General features: G+C 45.7%; 12 protein-coding genes and 1 tRNA gene. 9 read left to right on the forward strand and 4 right to left on the reverse strand.

Annotated features, from left to right (window positions below; all coding sequences use genetic code 11):
* Nucleotides 1-210: 210 nt before the first annotated feature.
* Nucleotides 211-1,131, reverse strand: a complete 921-nt coding sequence (locus ADF75_RS03890; protein ID WP_048789216.1) for a KPN_02809 family neutral zinc metallopeptidase — start codon at nt 1,129-1,131, stop codon at nt 211-213.
* Between the two features lie 126 nt (nt 1,132-1,257).
* Between ADF75_RS03890 and rpmG the strand changes: the two genes are divergently transcribed.
* The 3 genes from rpmG to nusG all read left to right on the forward strand — a co-directional run bounded on the left by rpmG (nt 1,258) and on the right by nusG (nt 2,318).
* Nucleotides 1,258-1,410 (forward strand): 50S ribosomal protein L33, encoded by a 153-nt coding sequence (gene rpmG / locus ADF75_RS10165; protein WP_006595433.1) that lies wholly within the window; start codon nt 1,258-1,260, stop codon nt 1,408-1,410.
* A gap of 9 nt (nt 1,411-1,419) precedes the next feature.
* Nucleotides 1,420-1,596: a preprotein translocase subunit SecE gene (secE, locus tag ADF75_RS03895; protein WP_006595434.1), complete on the forward strand. Its 177-nt coding sequence runs from the start codon at nt 1,420-1,422 to the stop codon at nt 1,594-1,596.
* Nucleotides 1,597-1,781: 185 nt separating this feature from the next.
* Nucleotides 1,782-2,318 carry a transcription termination/antitermination protein NusG gene (nusG, locus tag ADF75_RS03900; RefSeq protein WP_006595435.1) on the forward strand — a complete coding sequence of 179 codons (537 nt, stop codon included), beginning with the start codon at nt 1,782-1,784 and terminating at the stop codon, nt 2,316-2,318.
* Nucleotides 2,319-2,474: 156 nt separating this feature from the next.
* Here nusG and ADF75_RS03905 read toward each other — a convergent pair whose 3' ends face one another.
* Together ADF75_RS03905 and ADF75_RS03910 are read right to left on the reverse strand one after the other, a co-directional pair.
* Nucleotides 2,475-3,185, reverse strand: coding sequence for a hypothetical protein (locus ADF75_RS03905; protein ID WP_048789217.1), 711 nt, complete (start codon nt 3,183-3,185; stop codon nt 2,475-2,477).
* Nucleotides 3,186-3,306: 121 nt separating this feature from the next.
* Nucleotides 3,307-3,377 (reverse strand) — tRNA-Cys (locus tag ADF75_RS03910).
* A gap of 314 nt (nt 3,378-3,691) precedes the next feature.
* On the opposite strand from ADF75_RS03910, the gene rpsB reads away from it, so the two are divergent.
* Nucleotides 3,692-4,474: a 30S ribosomal protein S2 gene (gene rpsB / locus ADF75_RS03915; RefSeq protein WP_006597010.1), complete on the forward strand. Its 783-nt coding sequence runs from the start codon at nt 3,692-3,694 to the stop codon at nt 4,472-4,474.
* Between the two features lie 78 nt (nt 4,475-4,552).
* Nucleotides 4,553-5,593, forward strand: a complete 1,041-nt coding sequence (gene tsf, locus ADF75_RS03920; RefSeq protein ID WP_048789218.1) for a translation elongation factor Ts — start codon at nt 4,553-4,555, stop codon at nt 5,591-5,593.
* Nucleotides 5,594-5,916: 323 nt separating this feature from the next.
* On the opposite strand, the gene ADF75_RS03925 is transcribed toward tsf, so the two are convergent.
* Complete coding sequence (locus ADF75_RS03925) at nt 5,917-6,387, reverse strand: COG2426 family protein (RefSeq protein ID WP_048789219.1); 471 nt, start codon at nt 6,385-6,387, stop codon at nt 5,917-5,919.
* A 386-nt stretch (nt 6,388-6,773) separates the two neighbouring features.
* Between ADF75_RS03925 and ADF75_RS03930 the strand changes: the two genes are divergently transcribed.
* From ADF75_RS03930 to ADF75_RS03945, 4 genes are all read left to right on the forward strand, one after another.
* On the forward strand, nt 6,774-13,598 hold the full coding sequence (locus ADF75_RS03930) for an Ig-like domain-containing protein (RefSeq protein WP_048789220.1): 6,825 nt from the start codon (nt 6,774-6,776) through the stop codon (nt 13,596-13,598).
* A 106-nt stretch (nt 13,599-13,704) separates the two neighbouring features.
* A complete protein-coding gene (locus ADF75_RS03935) occupies nt 13,705-17,400 on the forward strand; it encodes an alpha-L-fucosidase (RefSeq protein ID WP_048789221.1) in 3,696 nt (1,231 codons plus the stop codon).
* A gap of 229 nt (nt 17,401-17,629) precedes the next feature.
* Entirely contained in the window at nt 17,630-18,088 is a 459-nt protein-coding gene (locus ADF75_RS03940) for a CtsR family transcriptional regulator (protein WP_048789222.1), read from the forward strand.
* 7 nt (nt 18,089-18,095) lie between these two features.
* On the forward strand, nt 18,096-20,525 hold the full coding sequence (locus ADF75_RS03945; protein WP_048789223.1) for an ATP-dependent Clp protease ATP-binding subunit: 2,430 nt from the start codon (nt 18,096-18,098) through the stop codon (nt 20,523-20,525).
* The last annotated feature ends 6 nt before the right edge of the window (nt 20,526-20,531 follow it).

The following is a 20,531-nucleotide window of genomic DNA, read 5'->3' on the forward strand; positions in this document are numbered from 1 at the left end:
TGACTTTATCCGCAGACGCCCTTTGTATCTTAATAAGTCATGGAACTTCTTCGAAGTTCGCTGACGTCCGTACTCACCTAAGGAAAGTTTCTGAGAAGATGTTGAATGAAAAGAATTTTTTCAATACTTTTCGATGCTCAGACAGCTGTCGATAGGGTAACAAAAAAGCCTTTCAGATGATAATCTGAAAGGCTTTTGTTTTTAGTTTCATTACAAGTCTTCATCGGAGACGCTGAAGGTATCTCCGTGTTCAAAGTCGCCGTATTGGTAGCCCCGTTTGAACCAGCGCATGCGTTGTTCAGACGTCCCGTGGGTGAAGCTATCAGGGACGGAGTAGCCATAGGCTTGTTCTTGAAGGGTATCATCTCCCACGGCATGAGCAGCATTGAGCGCTTCTTCGATATCTCCCGTCTCCATGAGGCCTTGCTCTTCAATGTAGCGAGCCCACATACCCGCATAGTAGTCAGCTTGAAGTTCCAAACGGACATTGAGGGCATTTTTTTCTGTCTCGCTTTTCCCTCGGATGGCTTTTTGGTAACTCTGAAGAGTCCCTAATTCGTTTTGGATATGGTGGCCGACTTCGTGAGCGATGACATAAGCCATGGCAAAATCTCCGCTAGCCTTGTATTTGGTGGTCAACTCTTTGTAGAAGCTGATGTCTAAATAGATCTTTTGGTCTGTCGGACAATAGAAGGGACCTGCAGATGCTTGACCTACACCACAGCCAGTACGAGTTTGTCCGGTATAAAAAACCAGGGTTGGCTTGTGATAGGTCCGCCCGTCTTTTTGGAAGGTTTGCCCCCAGAAATCCTCAGTGGTTCCAAGGACTTGACTGACGAATTTGCTATCTCCATCACTCACCTGGGTATTACTTTGGCGCGTGACTTGTACTGAGTTGTAGTTCTGTGTGGTCTGACCCTGGTCAAAGAGCCCGCTCAATCCAGCTCCCCCGCTCAAAAAGATGAGAACGAGGATTAAGATTAATTTGCTCTTAAAGCTTCCAGGCGAGAGGAGGATCTGTAAAATACCACCCCCTAAATTCCCACCAGACCGGCCAGATGAGTAGCTCCCGCCACTTTGCCCGCGACGGTCTTCAATGTTTTTACTTTCTTTCAGATGATCGCTTTTCATAATTTCTCCTTTATCCTCTATATTGTATCAAATCATAGAGAAAAGCCAAATAAAATGCGCTCCCTTAGAGTAGAAGAGCTTGTCAAATAGTGGAAAACTTGCTATAATAGTGTGAATGGAGGCGTTATGGCATTAAAAAAAGCAAGTCTAGCGTGTACGGTTTGTGGGTCACGCAACTACTCAATTAAGTTGAGTGCGACGCCAAAACCAAAACGTCTAGAAGTTAATAAGTTTTGTAAACATTGTAGTAAATATACAATTCATAAAGAAACCAGATAGGAGAATGTTGTGAAATTTTTTAAAGATATTTTTGTCTTGCTTAAAAACACGACTTGGCCAAATCGCAAGGAAAGATGGAAAAATTTTATCTCAGTGATTGAGTACACCGCTTTTTTTGTAGCTTTGATTTATTTGTTTGACCAAGTAGTGGCTAAAGGTATTTTGAAGCTAATCGATATGTTCTAAAAAAGAAACAAATTTGCGTCCCCTGTGGATGCTTTTTTTCTTATCTTGCTGAAGAAAAACAAGAGAAACTGCTTTGTTTTCTCCGGTTTTATGTTATAATGGAGCTAGGAAAACAAGAGCCAGAAGGCTTTTTTTAGTATCGTGATGAAACGATGGACCTCTGGTAGATAAGAAAGGAAACAAAAATGGATAGTTTTGACAAAGGCTGGTTTGTCCTACAGACCTACTCAGGATATGAAAACAAAGTGAAGGAAAACCTTCTTCAACGCGCACAAACATATAACATGTTGGAAAACATCTTGCGTGTAGAAATCCCTACTCAAACTGTGCAAATCGAGAAGAACGGGAAAACAAAAGAAATCGAAGAAAATCGCTTCCCTGGTTATGTCTTAGTAGAAATGGTCATGACTGATGAAGCTTGGTTTGTTGTTCGGAATACACCAAACGTAACAGGATTTGTTGGATCACACGGGAACCGTTCAAAACCAACTCCACTTTTGGAAGACGAGATTCGTAACATCTTGATTTCGATGGGACAAACAGTTCAAGATTTCAACATTGATGTGAAGGTGGGAGATACTGTACGCATTATCGATGGTGCCTTTGCAGACTACACTGGTAAGATCACAGAAATCGATAACAACAAGGTGAAAATGATTATCACCATGTTTGGAAATGACACTGTGGCAGAAGTCAACCTCAATCAAATTGCAGAATTGTAAGGAATGAAAAAGGGGCCTTCCCCTTGATACAAAGAAATCCTCCAAGACGCTGGTCTTGGAGGATTTGTGTTTGTTGAGAAGGGATTCTATCCCATCAGTGTGAAAAGCAACTGAATGCTTGAATAGGATCAGAAATGATTCTCGAAAAGGGCAACTTTATGTAGGCTCAGAGATTTGGAAGACTGTCTCTTTGTCAAAACCAACTGAGTAGTCTTTTCCGTCTTCTCCCTTCCAACTAAAGATCGTCGCGTAGCCAAAGACGAAAACAGTTTCTGGACGGCCGTGTTTTTCGACGACTTCTTTAGCCGTCATTCCAGGTTGAATATCCTTGAGATTCGTAACCTTTTTAGCGTTAGGCAGGGTTGCAATTTTGTTAGATACCTGATTTTTTTCATTAAATCCAATCAAGATACTAAAGTTATCTCCATGCCAATAGAAATCATCAGCAGTATCAGTATCAGCAGATCCCAACTTTCTGAGGACTTCTTCTTTTGAAGTAGGAGTAAGGTTCTCATTGCCAATGAGGGCCTCCATTTTAATTTCTTTGAATGCAACCCATTTTGGCATTTCGGGGATATCTCCGATAGATTCAAGAGCTTCCCCTTGGTCCATCCAGCTCATTGTATAGTTAGGATCCTCGCGCGTGTTAGAATTTGAAGAACTAGAAGAACCATCGTCATCGAAGTCTGATGGAAATTCTTTTTTGCTGGTTGATTTTTTAGAGGATGAACTTCTAGAGCTCTTAGAGGTTTTTTTAGAACTGCTAACAAGGGGCTTTCTTTGGTGAGTCTCTGGTACAGCGGGTTGGCAAGCGGTAAGCATGGCAAAAGAGAGGATGCTGAGAGTATACAAGGTAACTTTTTTCATAATCATCTTTTCCTTTCATGAGTGGAGAACAGAATCGCTCGCAAAGGAGCGATGGTGCAGTCCAATCCAGTGATGGTATCAAAAAAAGCCCATTGCTGGGCTCATTGATATTTGTTTGTGAAGGCGGTAGACGGATTTGAACCGACGATCAAGCTTTTGCAGAGCCGTGCCTTACCACTTGGCTATACCGCCACAACATATTCTATTTTATCTTAAAAATCAGATAAGGTCAAGAAAAAATTTCGGACAAAAGGCTTATGAAAGGGAAAGAATGAGAATCGTGCAGAAAAACATAAAGGAAGGAGAAAAAAGACCTGAAGAAAAGCAGGAAAGTCTAGGAATTTCTCTCAAATGACTTGCAAAAAGCTTCTAAATCTGCTATACTGATAAAGTTGCGTAAAGCAATAAATACTCATCCTGGAACCATTGTGGCACCGTTGCCCTTGTGGTCGTGTTGCAAGCTGACGTCTGGGAGAGGAGAAAAAAACAAAAAGGAGAATTTACTCATGGCAGTAATTTCAATGAAACAACTTCTTGAGGCTGGTGTACACTTTGGTCACCAAACTCGTCGCTGGAACCCTAAGATGGCTAAGTACATCTTCACTGAGCGTAACGGAATCCACGTTATCGACTTGCAACAAACTGTAAAATATGCTGACCAAGCATATGACTTCATGCGTGATGCTGCTGCAAACGACGCAGTTGTATTGTTTGTTGGTACTAAGAAACAAGCTGCTGAAGCTGTTGCGGAAGAAGCTGTTCGTTCAGGTCAATACTTCATCAACCACCGTTGGTTGGGTGGTACCCTTACTAACTGGGGAACAATCCAAAAACGTATCGCTCGTTTGAAAGAAATCAAACGTATGGAAGAAGAAGGAATCTTCGACGTTCTTCCTAAGAAAGAAGTTGCACTTCTTAACAAACAACGCGCTCGTCTTGAAAAATTCTTGGGTGGTATCGAAGAAATGCCTCGTATCCCAGACGTAATGTACGTTGTTGACCCACACAAAGAGCAAATCGCTGTTAAAGAAGCTAAGAAATTGGGTATCCCAGTTGTAGCGATGGTCGACACAAACACTGACCCAGACGATATCGATGTAATCATCCCAGCGAACGATGATGCTATCCGCGCTGTTAAATTGATCACTGCGAAAATGGCTGACGCTGTTATCGAAGGACGTCAAGGTGAAGATGCAGTTGCTTCAGTTGAAGCTGAATTGGCAGCAACTGAAACTCAAGCAGATTCAATCGAAGAAATCGTTGAAGTTGTAGAAGGCGACAACGCTTAATTATCACAATCGTAATTACCTAGGAGGGCGGGGCTTAGCCCGGCTCTCCTATTTTTAAAAAAATATAGGAGAATCAAAATGGCAGAAATTACAGCTAAACTTGTTAAAGAGTTGCGTGAAAAATCTGGTGCTGGTGTTATGGACGCTAAGAAAGCCTTGGTTGAGGTTGATGGTGACATCGAAAAAGCAATCGAATTGCTTCGCGAAAAAGGTATGGCTAAGGCAGCTAAGAAAGCTGACCGTGTTGCCGCTGAAGGTTTGACTGGTGTTTATGTGAACGGTAACGTTGCAGCAGTAGTTGAAGTAAATGCTGAAACTGACTTCGTTGCGAAAAACGCTCAATTCGTTGAATTGGTAAACGCAACAGCGAAAGTCATCGCTGAAGGTAAACCAGCTAACAACGAAGAAGCTCTTGCTTTGACAATGCCTTCAGGTGAAACTCTTGAAGCAGCATACGTATCTGCAACAGCTACAATCGGAGAAAAAATCTCATTCCGTCGTTTTGCTTTGCTTGAAAAAACAGATGCACAACACTTCGGTGCATACCAACACAACGGTGGACGTATCGGTGTTATCTCTGTTGTCGAAGGTGGAGACGAAGCACTTGCTAAACAAATTTCAATGCACATCGCTGCAATGAAACCAACTGTTCTTTCATACAAAGAATTGGATGAGCAATTCGTAAAAGATGAGTTGGCACAATTGAACCACGTGATCGACCAAGACAACGAAAGCCGTGCAATGGTTGGTAAACCAGCTCTTCCACACTTGAAGTATGGTTCTAAAGCTCAATTGACTGACGAAGTGGTTGCTCAAGCTGAAGAAGATATCAAAGCTGAATTGGCAGCTGAAGGTAAACCAGAAAAAATCTGGGATAAAATCATCCCAGGTAAAATGGATCGCTTCTTCTTGGACAACACGAAAGTTGACCAAGCCTACACTCTTCTTGCACAAGTTTACATCATGGATGACAGCAAGACAGTGGAAGCTTACCTTGAATCAGTAAATGCTTCAGTTGTTGAATTCGTTCGCTTTGAAGTTGGTGAAGGTATTGAAAAAGCTTCAAATGACTTTGAAGCAGAAGTTGCAGCTACAATGGCAGCAGCTCTTAACAACTAAGAATAAAAAATAAGAGGTTTCGATGGAAACCTCTTTTTTGCAAGATAAAGTCATATAAATAACTTTCCTTAGGTGAGTACGGACGTCAGCGAACTTCTACGAAGTTCCATGACTTAGTTTTGAACCTAAAGTTTCAAAACTCCCGAGTGCCAAAAAAAATTGTATTTCAGGCACTTTTCTCACAGCGGAAAGTTTTTTAATCTGCTTCAGTGACCCAAAATAATAGAAGTTATATTTCTGAAAAATCATCTAGCTATTTTATGTAAAAACTAGTTGTCTACATTCTAAAAGGACTGAAACAGCTGTTTCAGTCCTTTTTGTGATTAATGCGCAAAGGTATCTAGTCCAAAGAGGAGCGAGAGAGATCCCATGATGAGACCTGCTAGGACAACTCCCAGCATGACAGCAAGGACGCTCCGTTTGAAGCCCCAGTCTAGAATAGAAGCGGCAAGGGTTCCAGTCCAGGCTCCAGTTCCTGGCAGGGGAATGCCGACGAAGAGGAGTAGTGCCCAAAAGATTCCCTTATCTCCTGCAGCTTCTTCCAATTTTTGACCTCCACGATGTCCCTTGTTGAGACACCAGGTAAAGAAATTCCCGATAATAGGCTTTTCTTTCCCCCACTCCAGGATATGGCGAGCGAAAAAGAAAATGATAGGGACAGGAAGCATGTTGCCAACGACCCCAATCAGGAGAGCTTGCCAAAGAGGAATTCCGCTAGAGATGGCGTAGGGAACGGCTCCACGAAGTTCTACCAGAGGAATCATGGAGATTAAAAAAGTAATAATGTAGTTCATGTGTCATCCTTTCAATTCATCCTTTTCATTCTACCTTATCTCCGCTGGAATGACAACTATTTCAAACAGGAGAATTCCTTTTGAAGGCATGGAAATAGAGGGAGCTCGAATCCTTTATATTAAATTGGGATCAACTCACGATTTGTTTCTCAAGTTCTCGTATATGAAAGAACTGTTATTATAGATTAATTCTCCAGACAAGGCTATTTTATGCTAATAAGAATCAGTTCGACAAAGTATAGTTCTTTTAGTACAAACTATATATTCTTAGCTAGCTCTCTTGTTTAAGCCCCAACTTTTGGTATAGTTAAAATGTAGAGTTTCTTTTTTTGCAAACGCATTTTAGAAAGCGCTTACATTATTAAAATCCCAAGAGGAGGTTAAATATGGGAAAGTCTTTTTTTGAAAAGCGCAGTGTATTTAGTATTCGCAAGCTCGCGGTTGGAGCTTGTTCTGTATTAATCGGTGTATCTTTTTTTGGAGCTCCATCTGTCTTAGCTGAAGAAGAAGGAAGAGCTGTAACAGAAGAGGAGATGACAACCACAAGGGAAGCGTCAGAGGTGACGAATGGAGAGGTTGTGACAAGTGATAAAGCTTCAACAACCATAGAGGCGCCTGCTGTCATTACTCCTGAAAGAAATGAGAGCGAAGTCGAACAGCCACAGGTGGAACCTCAAACAAGTGTACGTTCTGCTGGGGCTACTGAAGAGGCTACGAAAGACCAAAAACAGGTAGCGGAGGATATGGTGCAAGATCGCGAACGAGACTTTAACAAGGACTGGTATTTCAAGTTAAATGCAGCTCCTGGTGCAGAAGGTCGCCAGGTGGATGTTAAAAACTGGAAAAAATTAGATTTACCCCACGATTGGTCGATCTTCTTTGACTTCGATCACAACTCTCCGGCTCAAAATGAAGGGGGACAATTAAACGGTGGGGATGCTTGGTATCGCAAGACCTTCCGTTTGGAAGACAAGGACCTCGATAAGAAGGTGCGTTTGGAATTTGGTGGAGTTTACATGGATTCGAAAGTCTATGTAAATGGGCAATTTGTTGGTCATTATCCAAATGGCTACAATGCTTTTTCTTATGATATTACTCCTTATTTGAATGCGGATGGAAGTGAAAACACCATCGCGGTTCATGTGGTCAACCAACAACCAAGTAGTCGTTGGTATTCTGGAAGTGGGATCTATCGTGATGTCAAACTGAGTGTGACGGACAAGGTTCATGTGGCTAAGTATGGGACCACCATCACGAGTTCAAAATTAGAAGAACAACAGAATGGGGCAGTCGATACTCTTGTGAAGAGTCGTATTGTCAACCAAGATGATCAAGCCCACAGTATTTATGCAGAATACGAAATCGTCGATCAAAATGGTCAAGTGGTCAGTGAAAAGGTACGTAGTGAAGTTCAATCCGTTTTGGCTGGTCAAGAGATCAACCTGTCTCATACCCTTCATGTTGAAAAACCGACCCTCTGGGATGTGAAGACCAATAACCCAGCCCTCTATACGCTGTATACGCGGGTCTATCGGGATTCGCAGTTGGTCGATGTGCAAAAGGAACGCTTTGGCTACCGCTATCTGAACTGGACACCAGAAGGGGGCTTCTTCCTTAACGGAGTGGCTACCAAATTCCACGGTGTTTCCCTTCACCATGACCATGGGGCCCTCGGAGCTGAGGAAAATTACAAGGCTGAATACCGCCGCCTTAAACAGATGAAGGACATGGGAGTCAATGCCATCCGGACGACCCACAACCCAGCCAGTGAACAAACCTTGCGAATTGCGGCTGAGTTGGGCTTGATGGTCCAAGAAGAAGCTTTTGATACTTGGTATGGTGGTAAGAAGCAATACGATTACGGTCGATTCTTTGAAAAGGATGCAACGCATCCAGAAGCTCGAAAAGGGGATAAGTGGTCTGACTATGATCTTCGGACCATGGTAGAGCGAGGAAAGAACAATCCTTCTATTGTGATGTGGTCGATCGGTAACGAAGTTGGTGAAGCAGATGGATCTGATAAGTCTGTCGCAACCGTTCGTCGGTTGGTCAAGACCATCAAGGAAGTGGATGCAACCCGCTATGTCACCATGGGAGCTGACAAATTCCGCTTTGGTGATGGTTCGGGAGGCCATGAAAAGGTAGCGGCAGAGCTCGATGCAGTTGGATTTAACTATTCAGAGGCCAACTATGAAAGCCTACGAGCTAAACACCCAAACTGGCTCATTTATGGTTCTGAAACCTCTTCTGCGACGCGGACACGAGGCTCTTACTACCACCCTGAAAGAGAATGGGTCGGAAGCAACCAAGAAGATCGCCACTATGAACAATCAGACTACGGCAATGACCGGGTTGGTTGGGGTCGGACAGCGACAGCCTCTTGGACCTTTGACCGTGATCATGCCGGCTATGCAGGTCAATTTATCTGGACAGGTACAGACTATATTGGTGAGCCAACACCATGGCACAACCAAAATGATACACCTGTGAAAAGTTCTTATTTCGGTATCGTGGATACTGCCGGCCTTCCGAAGAATGATTTTTACCTTTACCAAAGTCAATGGTTGTCAGCTGAGAAACATCCAATGGTCCATCTCTTACCACATTGGAACTGGGACAATCCAGAATTAGCCAATCGTGTCATGGATGAAGCAGGTCGGATTCCTGTTCGTGCCTTCTCCAATGCCCACAGTGTGGAATTGATTGTCAATGGGGAATCACAAGGAGTGAAGACCTTTACTAAGAAGACCACAGCTGATGGCCGGACCTATCAGGAAGGGGCAAATCCGGATGAACTCTATCTAGAGTGGTTGGTTCCTTACGTGCCAGGTAAGGTGGAAGCCATTGCCCGCAACGAAGCAGGGGAAGTGATTGCCCGCGATCAGATTGAAACAGCTGGGAAGCCAGCCGGTGTTCGTCTGCTGAAAGAAGAACACGCTATTGCGGCAGACGGCAAGGATTTGACCTATATTACCTATGAAATCGTCGATGAAGCAGGTCGTGTCGTCCCAACTGCCAATAACTTGGTGCATTTCCATTTGCATGGCCAAGGCCAAATTGTCGGTGTCGACAACGGGGAACAAGCTAGCCGGGAACGCTACAAAGCACAGGAAGATGGCTCATGGCAACGTCGGGCCTTTAACGGCAAAGGGGTGGTCGTTGTCAAATCAACTGAGCAAGCAGGATCCTTTACTCTTTATGCAGACTCAGATCGCTTGCAATCAGACCAAGTCAGCCTCTTTACCGGCAAGAAGGACCAGGAAGAACGCTCTATCTTGGGAGTAGAACCGGTTCGGACACAAGTTTACCTAGGTGAGGTACCCGAGCTTCCAAGTCACGTATCTGTCGTCTATAGTGATGGCAAGGCTCAAGAAGAAGCCGTTGAATGGGAAAGAGCAGACTATAGTCGGACTGGCCAAGTTCGTGTGACAGGTCATGTTCAAGGACGCACGGTCGAAGCTCTGGTTGATGTGATCGGCGTAGAGCAAGTCCTTCCAGTTATCAAACAAATCCCGCAGGGAGCAGACCTAGCGACAGTGGATAAGACTGTGCAATTGGTCTTCACAGATGGCCGAACAGTTAGCTATGAAGTTGATCAATGGACCTTGGAAGCTGGTCAAGAGGAGCAATTGTCTACACCAGGTGCTCGCTTGAAAGCTACAGGACTCCTAGGCAATGGGGAAGCAGTCCAAGCGACGCTAGTGGTTGCAGGTGGAACAGTCAGCAAGGCTAAGAAACCAACGGTTCAGCTAGATGGGGTAGCCCTTCCAAAATTTGGTAGTGGCAACCATACTATTTTCCGCCCATTGGCTTATGGGCAAGAGCCTGGTCAAGTCACAGCAAGTGCAGAAAATGCCCAAGTGACGGTCCTACAAGCTAGTCGTGAAAATGGTTTGAAAGTTCAAATCTTTGTGACTGCTCAGGATACGGGAGCTGTTCAGACCTATGTGGTGCAATTCCAAGAAGAAAGTCCACAGATCCAGCGCCTAGAATTGCGTCTGCCAGAAGGGCAAGAACTCAAGGAAGACCAAACGGTAACGCTTGATGTCTTGGCTCATTACCAAGATGGCAGTGTGGCTAGCCTCCAAGCAGATCAAATCGATGTGGCAACAGTAGCCGGCAGTCAAGGAAAAGCAGTCGCAAGCAAGAAAGGTTTGGAACTACGGGAAGCAGGATTGGTTCATTTACAAGCTAGCTTCCAAGGAAAAACAGGGGAATTAACCTTTACCATCACGCCAAATCCAGAAGAAAAGACAGTTGTCAAGGTGCGTCCTGTACGGATCAGCACCGATCGAAACGTTTTGCCAGCTCTTCCAGAGACAGTCTTGGTCGAGTATGATAAGGGATTCCCGAAAGAAAAACGCGTGACCTGGGATGCCGTAACAGCAGATCAAGTCAAGGATTACCATAACTTTACAGTCACAGGTCAGGTAGAGGGGGTGGAGAAAGAAGCCCAAGCCCAAGTCACAGTTGAAGGCATTATCGCTGTAGAAGAAGTCAGCACCACAACTCCAGTCGGTGAAAAACCAGCACTTCCAGAAAGCGTGCGGACCTATCACTCTAATGGCAAGACCTATGCTGCTAAGGTAGCCTGGGATGCGGTCGATCCACAACTCTTGGCCCAAGAAGGAGAAGTTGTTATCTCCGGTCGTGTAGAAGGAACCAACCTTCCAACCCGTCTCCATATCCGTGTTTCCGCAAACACAGTCAAGGGAGCCAACGTAGCAGAACAATGGACAGGCTCAGTCTTGCCACTTGCCTTTGCAAGTGACTCTAACGATGCAGATCCAGTTGCTAAGGTCAATGATAAGGTCGTCTCCTTTACCGATGCTCCAGCTAACCGTTGGACCAACTGGGGCCGTGACAATGCGGAAGATTCTGTCGGTATCTTGTTTGGGGACTCTGGTATCTTGACCAAGCGTGCAGTGGATAACCTCCATGTTGGTTTCCACGAAGACCACGGTGTTGGGGCTCCAAGTGAATATGTGATTGAATACTATGTGGGTGAGCAAATCCCAGCAGTACCAAGCAATCCAAATCGCGTCAAAGACGAAACAGACCATCCATTTAACAACCCAGCTAACTGGAAAGAAGTCAGCAACCTAAGCGTTGACGAAGCAGTGACAGCTGGCAAGATGAATCATTTTAGTTTTGATAAAGTCGACACCTATGCCGTTCGGATCCGAATGAAGACACCAGAAGGTAAACGTGGAAGCTCTATTTCAGAGATTCAGGTATTTGCAAATAAGGTTGCGGCAGAAGAAAAGAGCCAGGTGACCATTCGTGTCAATGGTGAGGTATTGCCAGGTGTCAACCCAAGTGTGATAGATTACTACATCGATGCGCGTGATCGGGCTTATCCACAAGTGGAAGCAACAGCTAGCCATCACGGTCTTGCAACAGTTGTGCCAAGCGTCCATGAAGGTGAGCCAATCCGCGTCATCCACAAAGCAGAAGATGGCACCATCTTACAAGAATACCGCCTCCATCTCACAAGCGATGCAGAAAAACTGAAACAATCTGCTCCAGTAGCAGTCGAAGCAGGTAGCCGTTTTGTGAAGATTGGTCAAAATCTAGTTTTACCATCTACCGTAGGCGTCTACTTCAAAGGGGCTACAGGCTATGAACGCAAGGAACTGACGGTGAACTGGCAAGCTGTACCAGCTGATGCGCTTTCTCATGAAGGTAGCTTCACGCTAGAAGGAAAAGTCATTGGCTATGATCTGACGGCTCAGCTGACCGTCCGGGTGTCAGAAAAAACCGGAGAAATCCTCTCTGTGAACCCTGACTACAATGCAGAGGATACCAGAGCATTTGCCAGTGAAACCAACGATCTCGATCCAAATCAAATTGACTATATCGATTACATCAATGATGGTGGCTACAACGAGTACTATCGTTGGACCAACTGGAAGAGAGAACCAAATCAAACAGAAGTGTTTGCCGGTCTCATCTTCAAGAAAAATGGTCAAGTAACAGAGCGTTTAGTCAATAAAGTAGCAGTCGACTTCTTTGCAGATCAGGAAACAGGTCTGCCAACCAAGACGGTTCTTGAACGCTACGTTGGACCAGACTTTGATGTTCCGGATGATTATGGCAATCTAAAAAAACTTCCAGATCATCCATTTAACCAAGCCTCTAACTGGGAAGAAATTCCTTACAGCTTGGATTATGCCTTTGAGCCTGGTTATATCTCTAACCTCAGCTTCAATGAAACCAGAACCAAAGCCATCCGTTTAAGAATGGTTCGTGATGAAAATCTTAAAGGTATCGGAATCATTGAATTGAGCGCCTATGCCCCAACTGAAGAGGCTCAGGCGACAACAGACGTCACCATTCAAGTGAATGGCAAAGACCTAGAAGGATTTAACCCAGATGTGACAGATTATCATCTAGAGTATGAGGGAGAACGTCCAATCGTTTCAGCACTTGGCAAGAATGGGGTAGCTGTTACAGTTGTTGATGCTAAAGGTTCTGATACACCTGCTCTTGTCAAGGTTGTCTCAGAAGATGGCAAGCTAGAAAAAGTATATCAAATCTCACTCATAGCAAAAGCACCAACAGGAACAGCTATTCCTGAAGAAGGAGTTAAGAATCTGGTCCATACCAAGCCAGAGTTGGTGATTGAGCCAGAAGAGTTGGACTTTGAACGCCTAGAACGTCCAAATGCGGATCTTCCAAAAGGTGAGAAACGTGTGGTTCAAGTAGGTCAAAAAGGCCGCAAATTGCGCTTAGTGGAAGTCTCTCAAGAAAATGGAGTGGAAAGCCGGAAGGAACTGGATGCCTTTGTAGAGCAAGATCCAGTGGCAGAAATCACAGAGGTGGGCACGAAAGAAGTGCTTCCAGAAACTCCACAACCACAGCCGCAACCAGAGCCAGAGCTGCAGCCACAACTACAACCACAACCAGAGCCACAACCGCTTCCGAGCCCAGAACGTCCTCATGTCTCAGAAAGACCAGAGCCAGCAGAAACTTCTAAGTCATCTGTTGGAGTGGAACCTGTCAGTCAGAAAGGAATCGTTTCAGAAGGGAAGGCAGTTGAGAAAATAGCTCAGGCGCCAGCAGTTTCGAATGCTCCAGTTTCCGAAGGTACATTACCAAATACAGGATCAGAAGAAAGCGTCGCAAGCCTTGTTGCAGGTCTCCTAGCAGCAGGACTTGCTAGTGCTGTGCTGGATGATAAGAAAAAAAGAGCCGATAAGGCCAAGTAAAAAAACTGGATAAACCAGTAAACATACGGTGAAAAGTTCACAGGTAACAGAAAGAGGATGGGGGGAGTCTCCACCCTCTTTACCTGATGACAAAAAGGAATGGAATATGGGAAAAAGATTAGTTGATAAGAGAAATCGATTTGGTATTCGTAAACTCTCAGTAGGCGTCTGCTCTGTAGTCGTAGCGACTTGTTTTTTAGGAGTCACTACCAGTTACGCAGAGGAACAAGCTGAGAGGAGTGAGACTCGTGAAGAACGAGTCGACACAAGTGATGCCGAGCATCAAGGGGAGGAGGAAACAGCTGTGAAAGAGCACCAAGAAGAATCAGAACATTCCTCACCCGCAACGAGTGAGAAAGAAAGCCGAGCAGTCAGCCAAGGGACAGAAGCAACCCAACCAGGCACTTCTCTAGATGAGGAGCCTGAGATTGCGGATTACGGACCGCTTCCAAGTAAGGCACAAATGCAATACCACCGCGAAGAACTAGCAGCCTTCATCCACTTTGGGATGAATACCTACTACGATCGTGAGTGGGGAGATGGGCAAGAAGACCCTTATTATTTCTATCCAGAGCATCTGGATACCGATCAGTGGATCAAAACCCTGAAAGACGCGGGCTTCAAACGAACCATCATGGTCGTCAAGCACCACGATGGCTTCCTCTTGTACCCATCCAAATACACCGACCATACCATTGCTAAAAGCGGTTGGAAGGAAGGGAAAGGCGATATCCTAGCCGAGGTTTCTGCTTCTGCCAGCAAGTATGACATGGATATGGGGGTATACCTCTCCCCTTGGGATGCTCACAGCCCGCTCTACCATGTGGATACAGAGGACCAATACAACGAATACTATCTCAACCAGCTAAAAGAAATCCTTGAAAATCCAAAATATGGAAACAAGGGCAAGTTCGTGGAAGTCTGGATGGATGGAGCGCGTGGCGATGGGGCTCAAAAAGTCACCTATACCTTTGATAAGTGGTTTGATGCCATTCGTAAGGCCCAAGGAGATATTGCCATCTTCTCAGCTGAGCCAACCAATGTTCGTTGGATCGGAAATGAAAAGGGGATTGCTGGAGATCCAGTTTGGCATAAGGTCAATCCGGATAAGATTCGCAACAATCCATCCAACAGTTACCTCAATCACGGGGATCCGGAAGGGAAGCAATACTCAGTGGGAGAAGCTGATGTTTCTATTCGCTCCGGCTGGTTCTACCATGACAACCAAGAGCCTAAGTCCTTGCGCGAATTGATGGACATTTACTTCAAATCGGTCGGCCGTGGAACCCCGCTTTTGCTCAATATTCCACCGAATCAAGATGGGAAATTTGCGGATGCCGATGTAGCCCGTTTGAAAGAATTCCGCCAGACCTTGGATCAACTCTACAGCGTGGACTATGCGGCGGGCGCTTTGGTAGAAGCTGACTCGACACGGCGCAATTCTCATTACTCAGCCAGCCATTTGACGGATGGAGATGAGAAGACCAGTTGGGCACCTGCCGATGATGCCAAGACTGGATCTTTTGTCCTCGATCTTGGAAAAGAGCAACATTTTGATGTAGTAGAGCTCAAGGAAACGATTGAGAAAGGCCAACGGATTTCCGGTTTCACCATCGATGTAGCGGTGAATGGGCAATGGGTTCCTTTTGGGGCTGGGTCAACCGTGGGATACCGCCGTTTGATCAAGGGTCAACCAGTTGATAGTCGCTACCTCCGGGTGTCCATCACCGATGCCCAAGCCACTCCAATCTTGAACGGCGTCTCTGTCTATAAGACGCCAGCTAGCATTGAAGAAACGGATGGCTATCCGCTTGGTTTGGCCTATCATTCTGACCGGACTGCTGATCGGGCCAATAGCCAATGGAATGAAGAGGGAGAAGGCGTTCGAGGTACCTCTATGTGGACCAAGGAAAAGGGAGCTTCGGTGACCTATCAGTTTGAAGGCACCAAGGCCTATGTGGTCGCAACTGTGGACCCTGGTCATGGGGAAATGGATGTCTATGTCGATGGCCAAAAGCTAGCGACGGTCAATACCCAAAGCCCAAGCCGCAAACGGAGCCAAAAGGTTTATGAAACACCGGATTTGAAAGCAGGAGCCCATACTTTGACCTTGGTCAATAGCAAGGGAGATGCAATCGCAACGGAAGGGATTTATGCCCTCAATAACCAAGAAAAGGGTCTCTTTGAGTTTGCCCAGCCAACCCTAGCCGTTAAGAAAGGCGACCCAGCGCAAGTCGTCGTCAAGAGAAAAGGTGGCTCTAAAGGAAGTGCAAGTCTTAAATTAATCACAGAACCAGGAACAGGGGTTCATGGCAAGGTTTATAAAGATACCAATGTCACTCTCGAGTTTGCAGATGGAGAGACAGAAAAAACAGTCCAAGTCCCAACCCTTGATTTTGCAGGCAAGGCGACAGATGTCTATGACTTTAAGGTCAAATTGTTGCATCCGGATCAAGGAAGTCTGGTCGGCTTTATTCCAGAGCTGACAGTCCAAGTGATGAACGAGGACCTGCTTCCAGAAAATCGTAAAGAAGTGGATGACCAAGATCCAAAACTGCACTACAGCCAAGGCTGGCATCATGAGACAGATAATCAAAACTTCTCAAATGGAACAGAATCCTGGTCTAGCTTTAACCAAGTGACCGATGAGGAAGGCAAGAAACACATTGATGTGACCATCACCTTTAAGGGAACTGGAGTGGAGGTTCGAGGCGTGGTTGATCCAAGTCATGGTCTCTACAGCGTCACCCTAGACGGAAAAGAAATCGCCTTTGAAGAAGGGCGTGGTCATGATTATGAGATCGAAGGCGATCATTACTTCAGTGGCTACGGAGATCAACGCAAACTCGACCAGAGTTTGGTCAATCTGCAAGGCCTAGCAAAAGGATACCACCAGCTACGCTTGCACCTAGATCCAGCCCTCAATGATCCTCAGTCATCTAGAGCCATCCAGGTAGACCGGTTTGTCCTATCAGGAAAAGATAGTCAGTTGCTCAGTCAAGAAGAGCTACAACAGATTATCAAAGAAGGAGTAGAAAAGATCAAGGCTACTTCTCTCGATCGCTTGAAAGCAGACCTCAAACCGACTATTCAACATCAATTGACTGAATTGACTCAGTTGTTGAATCAAGAGCGACCAGATTTGGTTGCTGCAGCGAATCAAGTGGAAGCCCTTGAAACCATCTTAAAAGATGCTCACAATTATGAACCGCTGACGCAGACACGCCCAGAAGAAGGTGTGCGGGATTTGATTCTTGAAAAACCAGAACTTCTCATCGAAGCGGAGGAGATTCCATTTGAAAGTCAAACGCGTGAAAACAAGGACTTGGCCAAGGGCGAAAGCCGGATCCTTCAATCAGGGAAGGTTGGACGCCGGTTGAAGTTGATCGAGGTCCGACAAGAAGAAGGCAAAGAAATTCGGACAGAAGTCGATGCCTTTGTCGAAGTAGAAGCCCAGGACCAGATAACAGAAGTCGGAACAGGAGTGGTAAAAGAAAATCCAATTATTCCGGATGTGCCGCTACCAGCAAGTCCAAGTGAAGACTCACAAGAAACGAAACCGCTCCTTCCGCTAGAAGACAAAAAAGAAAGTGGAATTTCTCGGATATTGACACCGACGGCGCTAAATGCGACTCCTCTTTCTCCTGTGTTTACATCAGAAGCCGTAAATCCAGATGCTGTGCAGTCGGAAGAAAAACTGCCACAGACAGGATCAGAGAAGGCAAGTTTCTTAGCTTGGATCGGACTTCTCGGCTTAGGTTTCTTAGGCGGAAGAGCAAAATTCGCTCGTCGGAAATCCTAATGCCCCTTCTATAAGAGGTTAGCAATCACTAGCCTCTTTTTTGTTCCTTCTAACTACCAGTAAGGGGGCTTCAGATTCTATCTCGACGTAGTCTTTGCTTTATTTACAGGCGTAAAAATTGTATAATAGTCAGATAAGGTCAATAATGACATCGTGGATGATGAGACCATTTTTTACCCTCTGAAGAGCAGAGAGCTCATCTAGAATGAAGACGTCAGAAAGGAGCATCATGGCAAGTAAAAATACATCAGATAGCATTGAGGCCTATATCAAGTCGCTACTGGCCCAAGCAGGAATCGCAGAGCTCAAGAGAAGCGAATTAGCGGATGTTTTCCAAGTTGTTCCTAGTCAAATCAATTATGTGATCAAGACCCGCTTCACCGAAAGTCGAGGCTACATTGTAGAGAGCAAGCGTGGAGGTGGGGGGTATATCCGGATTGGCAAGATTCAATTTTCAGACCAACACCAGATGCTAAAAGAGCTAGGCGCAAGTATCGGAGAACAAATCAGTCAGACTGTCTTTTGCGATATCCTCCAGATGCTATTTGAAGAAAAACTCCTTACAAAGAGAGAGGCAGAGCTCTTGTCAGTGACGACAACAGACGAGGTTCTGGGAAGTGAAGCCCATCGCTTACGAGCCAATATCCTACGAAAAATTATCCAACAAGTCGATAGAAAGGGAATGTAATCTCCTTATGAACTATTCAAAAGCCCTATTAGAAACGATTGAAGCCGCTCAAATCTTGGCGGGTCATTTTGATTCCCAAACACTAGATACCTGGCATATCCTAGTGGCTCTAGCAAATAACCCCTATAGTGTAGCTGGTTCCGTCTTAAGTGACTATCCCATGCAGATTGATGATTTTCAAGATGCAGCAGAGCACATTACGGGTCAGGTCTACCAACGAGATGGCCGCTATGAGGTATTTCCTTTTTCTTTCCGTGTAGAAGAAATCATGAACCGTTCCCAAGAGATTGCCCAAGCAGTCCATGCCAAAAGTCTGGGAACAGAGCATGTCCTCTTGGCGCTTTTACTAGAGCGGGGAACCCTAGCTTCTCAAGTGTTGGAGTATGTTGGCTTCCGCTATGATGATCAGGAAGATGGCATAAAAATCGTCGAACTTCGTAAGAGTTTGGAACAGCGAGCAGGTTGGGACAAGGAAGCTGTCAAGGCTATCCGTTCTCTCTATCGGGCCCAGCAACCAAACCGTCAAACCATGGGAAATATGATGGGCATGCCTGCCTCTACCAGTGGTGGTTTGGAAGACTACACCCGAGATTTGACAGAAATGGCTCGCAATGGCAGTTTGGAACCGGTGATTGGCCGGGGGCAAGAAATCTCGCGGATGATTCAGATTTTGAGCCGCAAAACAAAAAACAATCCGGTCCTCGTTGGAGATGCGGGTGTCGGAAAGACTGCTCTAGCTTTGGGCTTGGCCCAACGGATTGCCAGTGGAGATGTCCCAACGGAGCTGGCTAAGATGCGTGTCTTAGAGTTGGACTTGATGAATGTTGTCGCAGGGACGCGGTTCCGTGGAGATTTTGAAGAGCGGATGAACAACATCATCAATGATATTGAAGAAGATGGACATGTCATTCTCTTCATCGATGAGCTCCATACCATTATGGGATCTGGATCAGGGATTGACTCCACCCTGGATGCTGCTAACATCCTGAAGCCAGCCTTGGCTCGTGGGACCTTACGGACCGTAGGAGCGACTACGCAAGAAGAATACCAAAAACACATCGAAAAAGACGCCGCTCTGTCACGCCGCTTTGCTAAGGTCTTGATTGAGCAACCATCTGTTGCGGATAGTATCGCGATTTTGCAAGGGCTCAAGAAGACCTATGAACGTCACCACCGTGTCCATATCACGGATGCAGCCATTGAGACAGCCGTTGTCTATGCCCATCGGTATTTGACCAGTCGCCTCTTGCCAGACTCCGCCATTGACCTCTTGGATGAAGCGGCAGCGACCGTGCAAAACAAGGGGCCTCAAGCCGGGCTTCAGTCCGATTTGACAGCTGCCGATCAAGCCTTGCTCAAGGGACAGTGGAAAAAAGTTGCTCAGCTACTAAAAGAAGACGCCAGTCCGAAAGGTTACCAGCTAGAAGTCAAGGAAGAGGATATCCTGAAGACGCTCAGTCAGCTTTCTGGCATTCCTGTGGAAAAACTAACCCAAACAGTGGCTAAGAAATACCTGGAATTAGAAGCGGAACTTCATAAGCGCGTGATTGGTCAGGATCAGGCAGTCTCAAGTATCAGCCGAGCGATTCGTCGCAATCAGTCTGGAATCCGGTCTCACAAGCGACCAATTGGTTCCTTCCTCTTCCTCGGTCCGACAGGAGTCGGGAAAACCGAGCTCGCGAAGGCCCTTGCAGAAGTTCTCTTTGATGACGAGTCCGCCTTGATCCGTTTTGACATGAGTGAGTACATGGAAAAATTCGCGGCCAGTCGTCTCAACGGAGCTCCTCCAGGATATGTCGGTTATGAAGAAGGGGGCGAGTTGACGGAAAAAGTCCGCAACAAACCTTATTCAGTCCTCTTGTTTGATGAGGTGGAAAAAGCCCATCCGGATATCTTTAACGTTCTCTTGCAAGTCTTGGATGACGGTGTCTTGACCGACAGCAAGGGACGCAAGGTAGATTTCTCCAATACGATTATTATCATGACCTCAAACTTGGGAGCTACCGCTTTACGAGATGATAAGACAGTTGGCTTTGGAGCCAAGGATATTCGCTTTGACCAAGCCAATATGGAGAAACGCATCTTTGAAGAGTTGAAGAAGACCTATCGCCCAGAATTTATCAACCGGATTGATGAAAAAGTCGTCTTCCATAGCTTAACCAGTGACCAAATGCACGAGATTGTCAAGATTATGGTGAAACCGTTGGTTCAATCCTTAAGAGAGAAGGGCATTACTCTGAAATTCCAAGCGTCTGCCCTTAAATGGTTAGCAACTCACGGATATGATCCAGAGATGGGCGCGCGTCCTTTGCGTCGGACCATCCAGACCCAGGTGGAAGACTACTTGGCAGAAATCCTCTTGAGAGGAGAAGTTGCAGAAGGTCAAACCCTCAAGGTAGGTGTCAAGTCTGGTCAGCTGAACTTCACGATTGACTAGGAGGAT

This window comes from Streptococcus sp. 1171_SSPC (genome assembly GCF_001069335.1).
Classification (GTDB): Bacteria; Bacillota; Bacilli; order Lactobacillales; family Streptococcaceae; genus Streptococcus; species Streptococcus xiaochunlingii.

Bases quoted from the DNA above. Each gene is read 5' to 3' on its own strand.
- ADF75_RS03890 (WP_048789216.1), bottom strand. From the start codon at position 1,131: ATGAAAAGCGATCATCTGAAAGAAAGTAAAAACATTGAAGACCGTCGC.
- rpmG (WP_006595433.1), top strand. From the start codon at position 1,258: ATGGCATTAAAAAAAGCAAGTCTAGCGTGTACGGTTTGTGGGTCACGC.
- nusG (WP_006595435.1), top strand. From the start codon at position 1,782: ATGGATAGTTTTGACAAAGGCTGGTTTGTCCTACAGACCTACTCAGGA.
- ADF75_RS03905 (WP_048789217.1), bottom strand. From the start codon at position 3,185: ATGAAAAAAGTTACCTTGTATACTCTCAGCATCCTCTCTTTTGCCATG.
- rpsB (WP_006597010.1), top strand. From the start codon at position 3,692: ATGGCAGTAATTTCAATGAAACAACTTCTTGAGGCTGGTGTACACTTT.
- tsf (WP_048789218.1), top strand. From the start codon at position 4,553: ATGGCAGAAATTACAGCTAAACTTGTTAAAGAGTTGCGTGAAAAATCT.
- ADF75_RS03925 (WP_048789219.1), bottom strand. From the start codon at position 6,387: ATGAACTACATTATTACTTTTTTAATCTCCATGATTCCTCTGGTAGAA.
- ADF75_RS03930 (WP_048789220.1), top strand. From the start codon at position 6,774: ATGGGAAAGTCTTTTTTTGAAAAGCGCAGTGTATTTAGTATTCGCAAG.
- ADF75_RS03935 (WP_048789221.1), top strand. From the start codon at position 13,705: ATGGGAAAAAGATTAGTTGATAAGAGAAATCGATTTGGTATTCGTAAA.
- ADF75_RS03940 (WP_048789222.1), top strand. From the start codon at position 17,630: ATGGCAAGTAAAAATACATCAGATAGCATTGAGGCCTATATCAAGTCG.
- ADF75_RS03945 (WP_048789223.1), top strand. From the start codon at position 18,096: ATGAACTATTCAAAAGCCCTATTAGAAACGATTGAAGCCGCTCAAATC.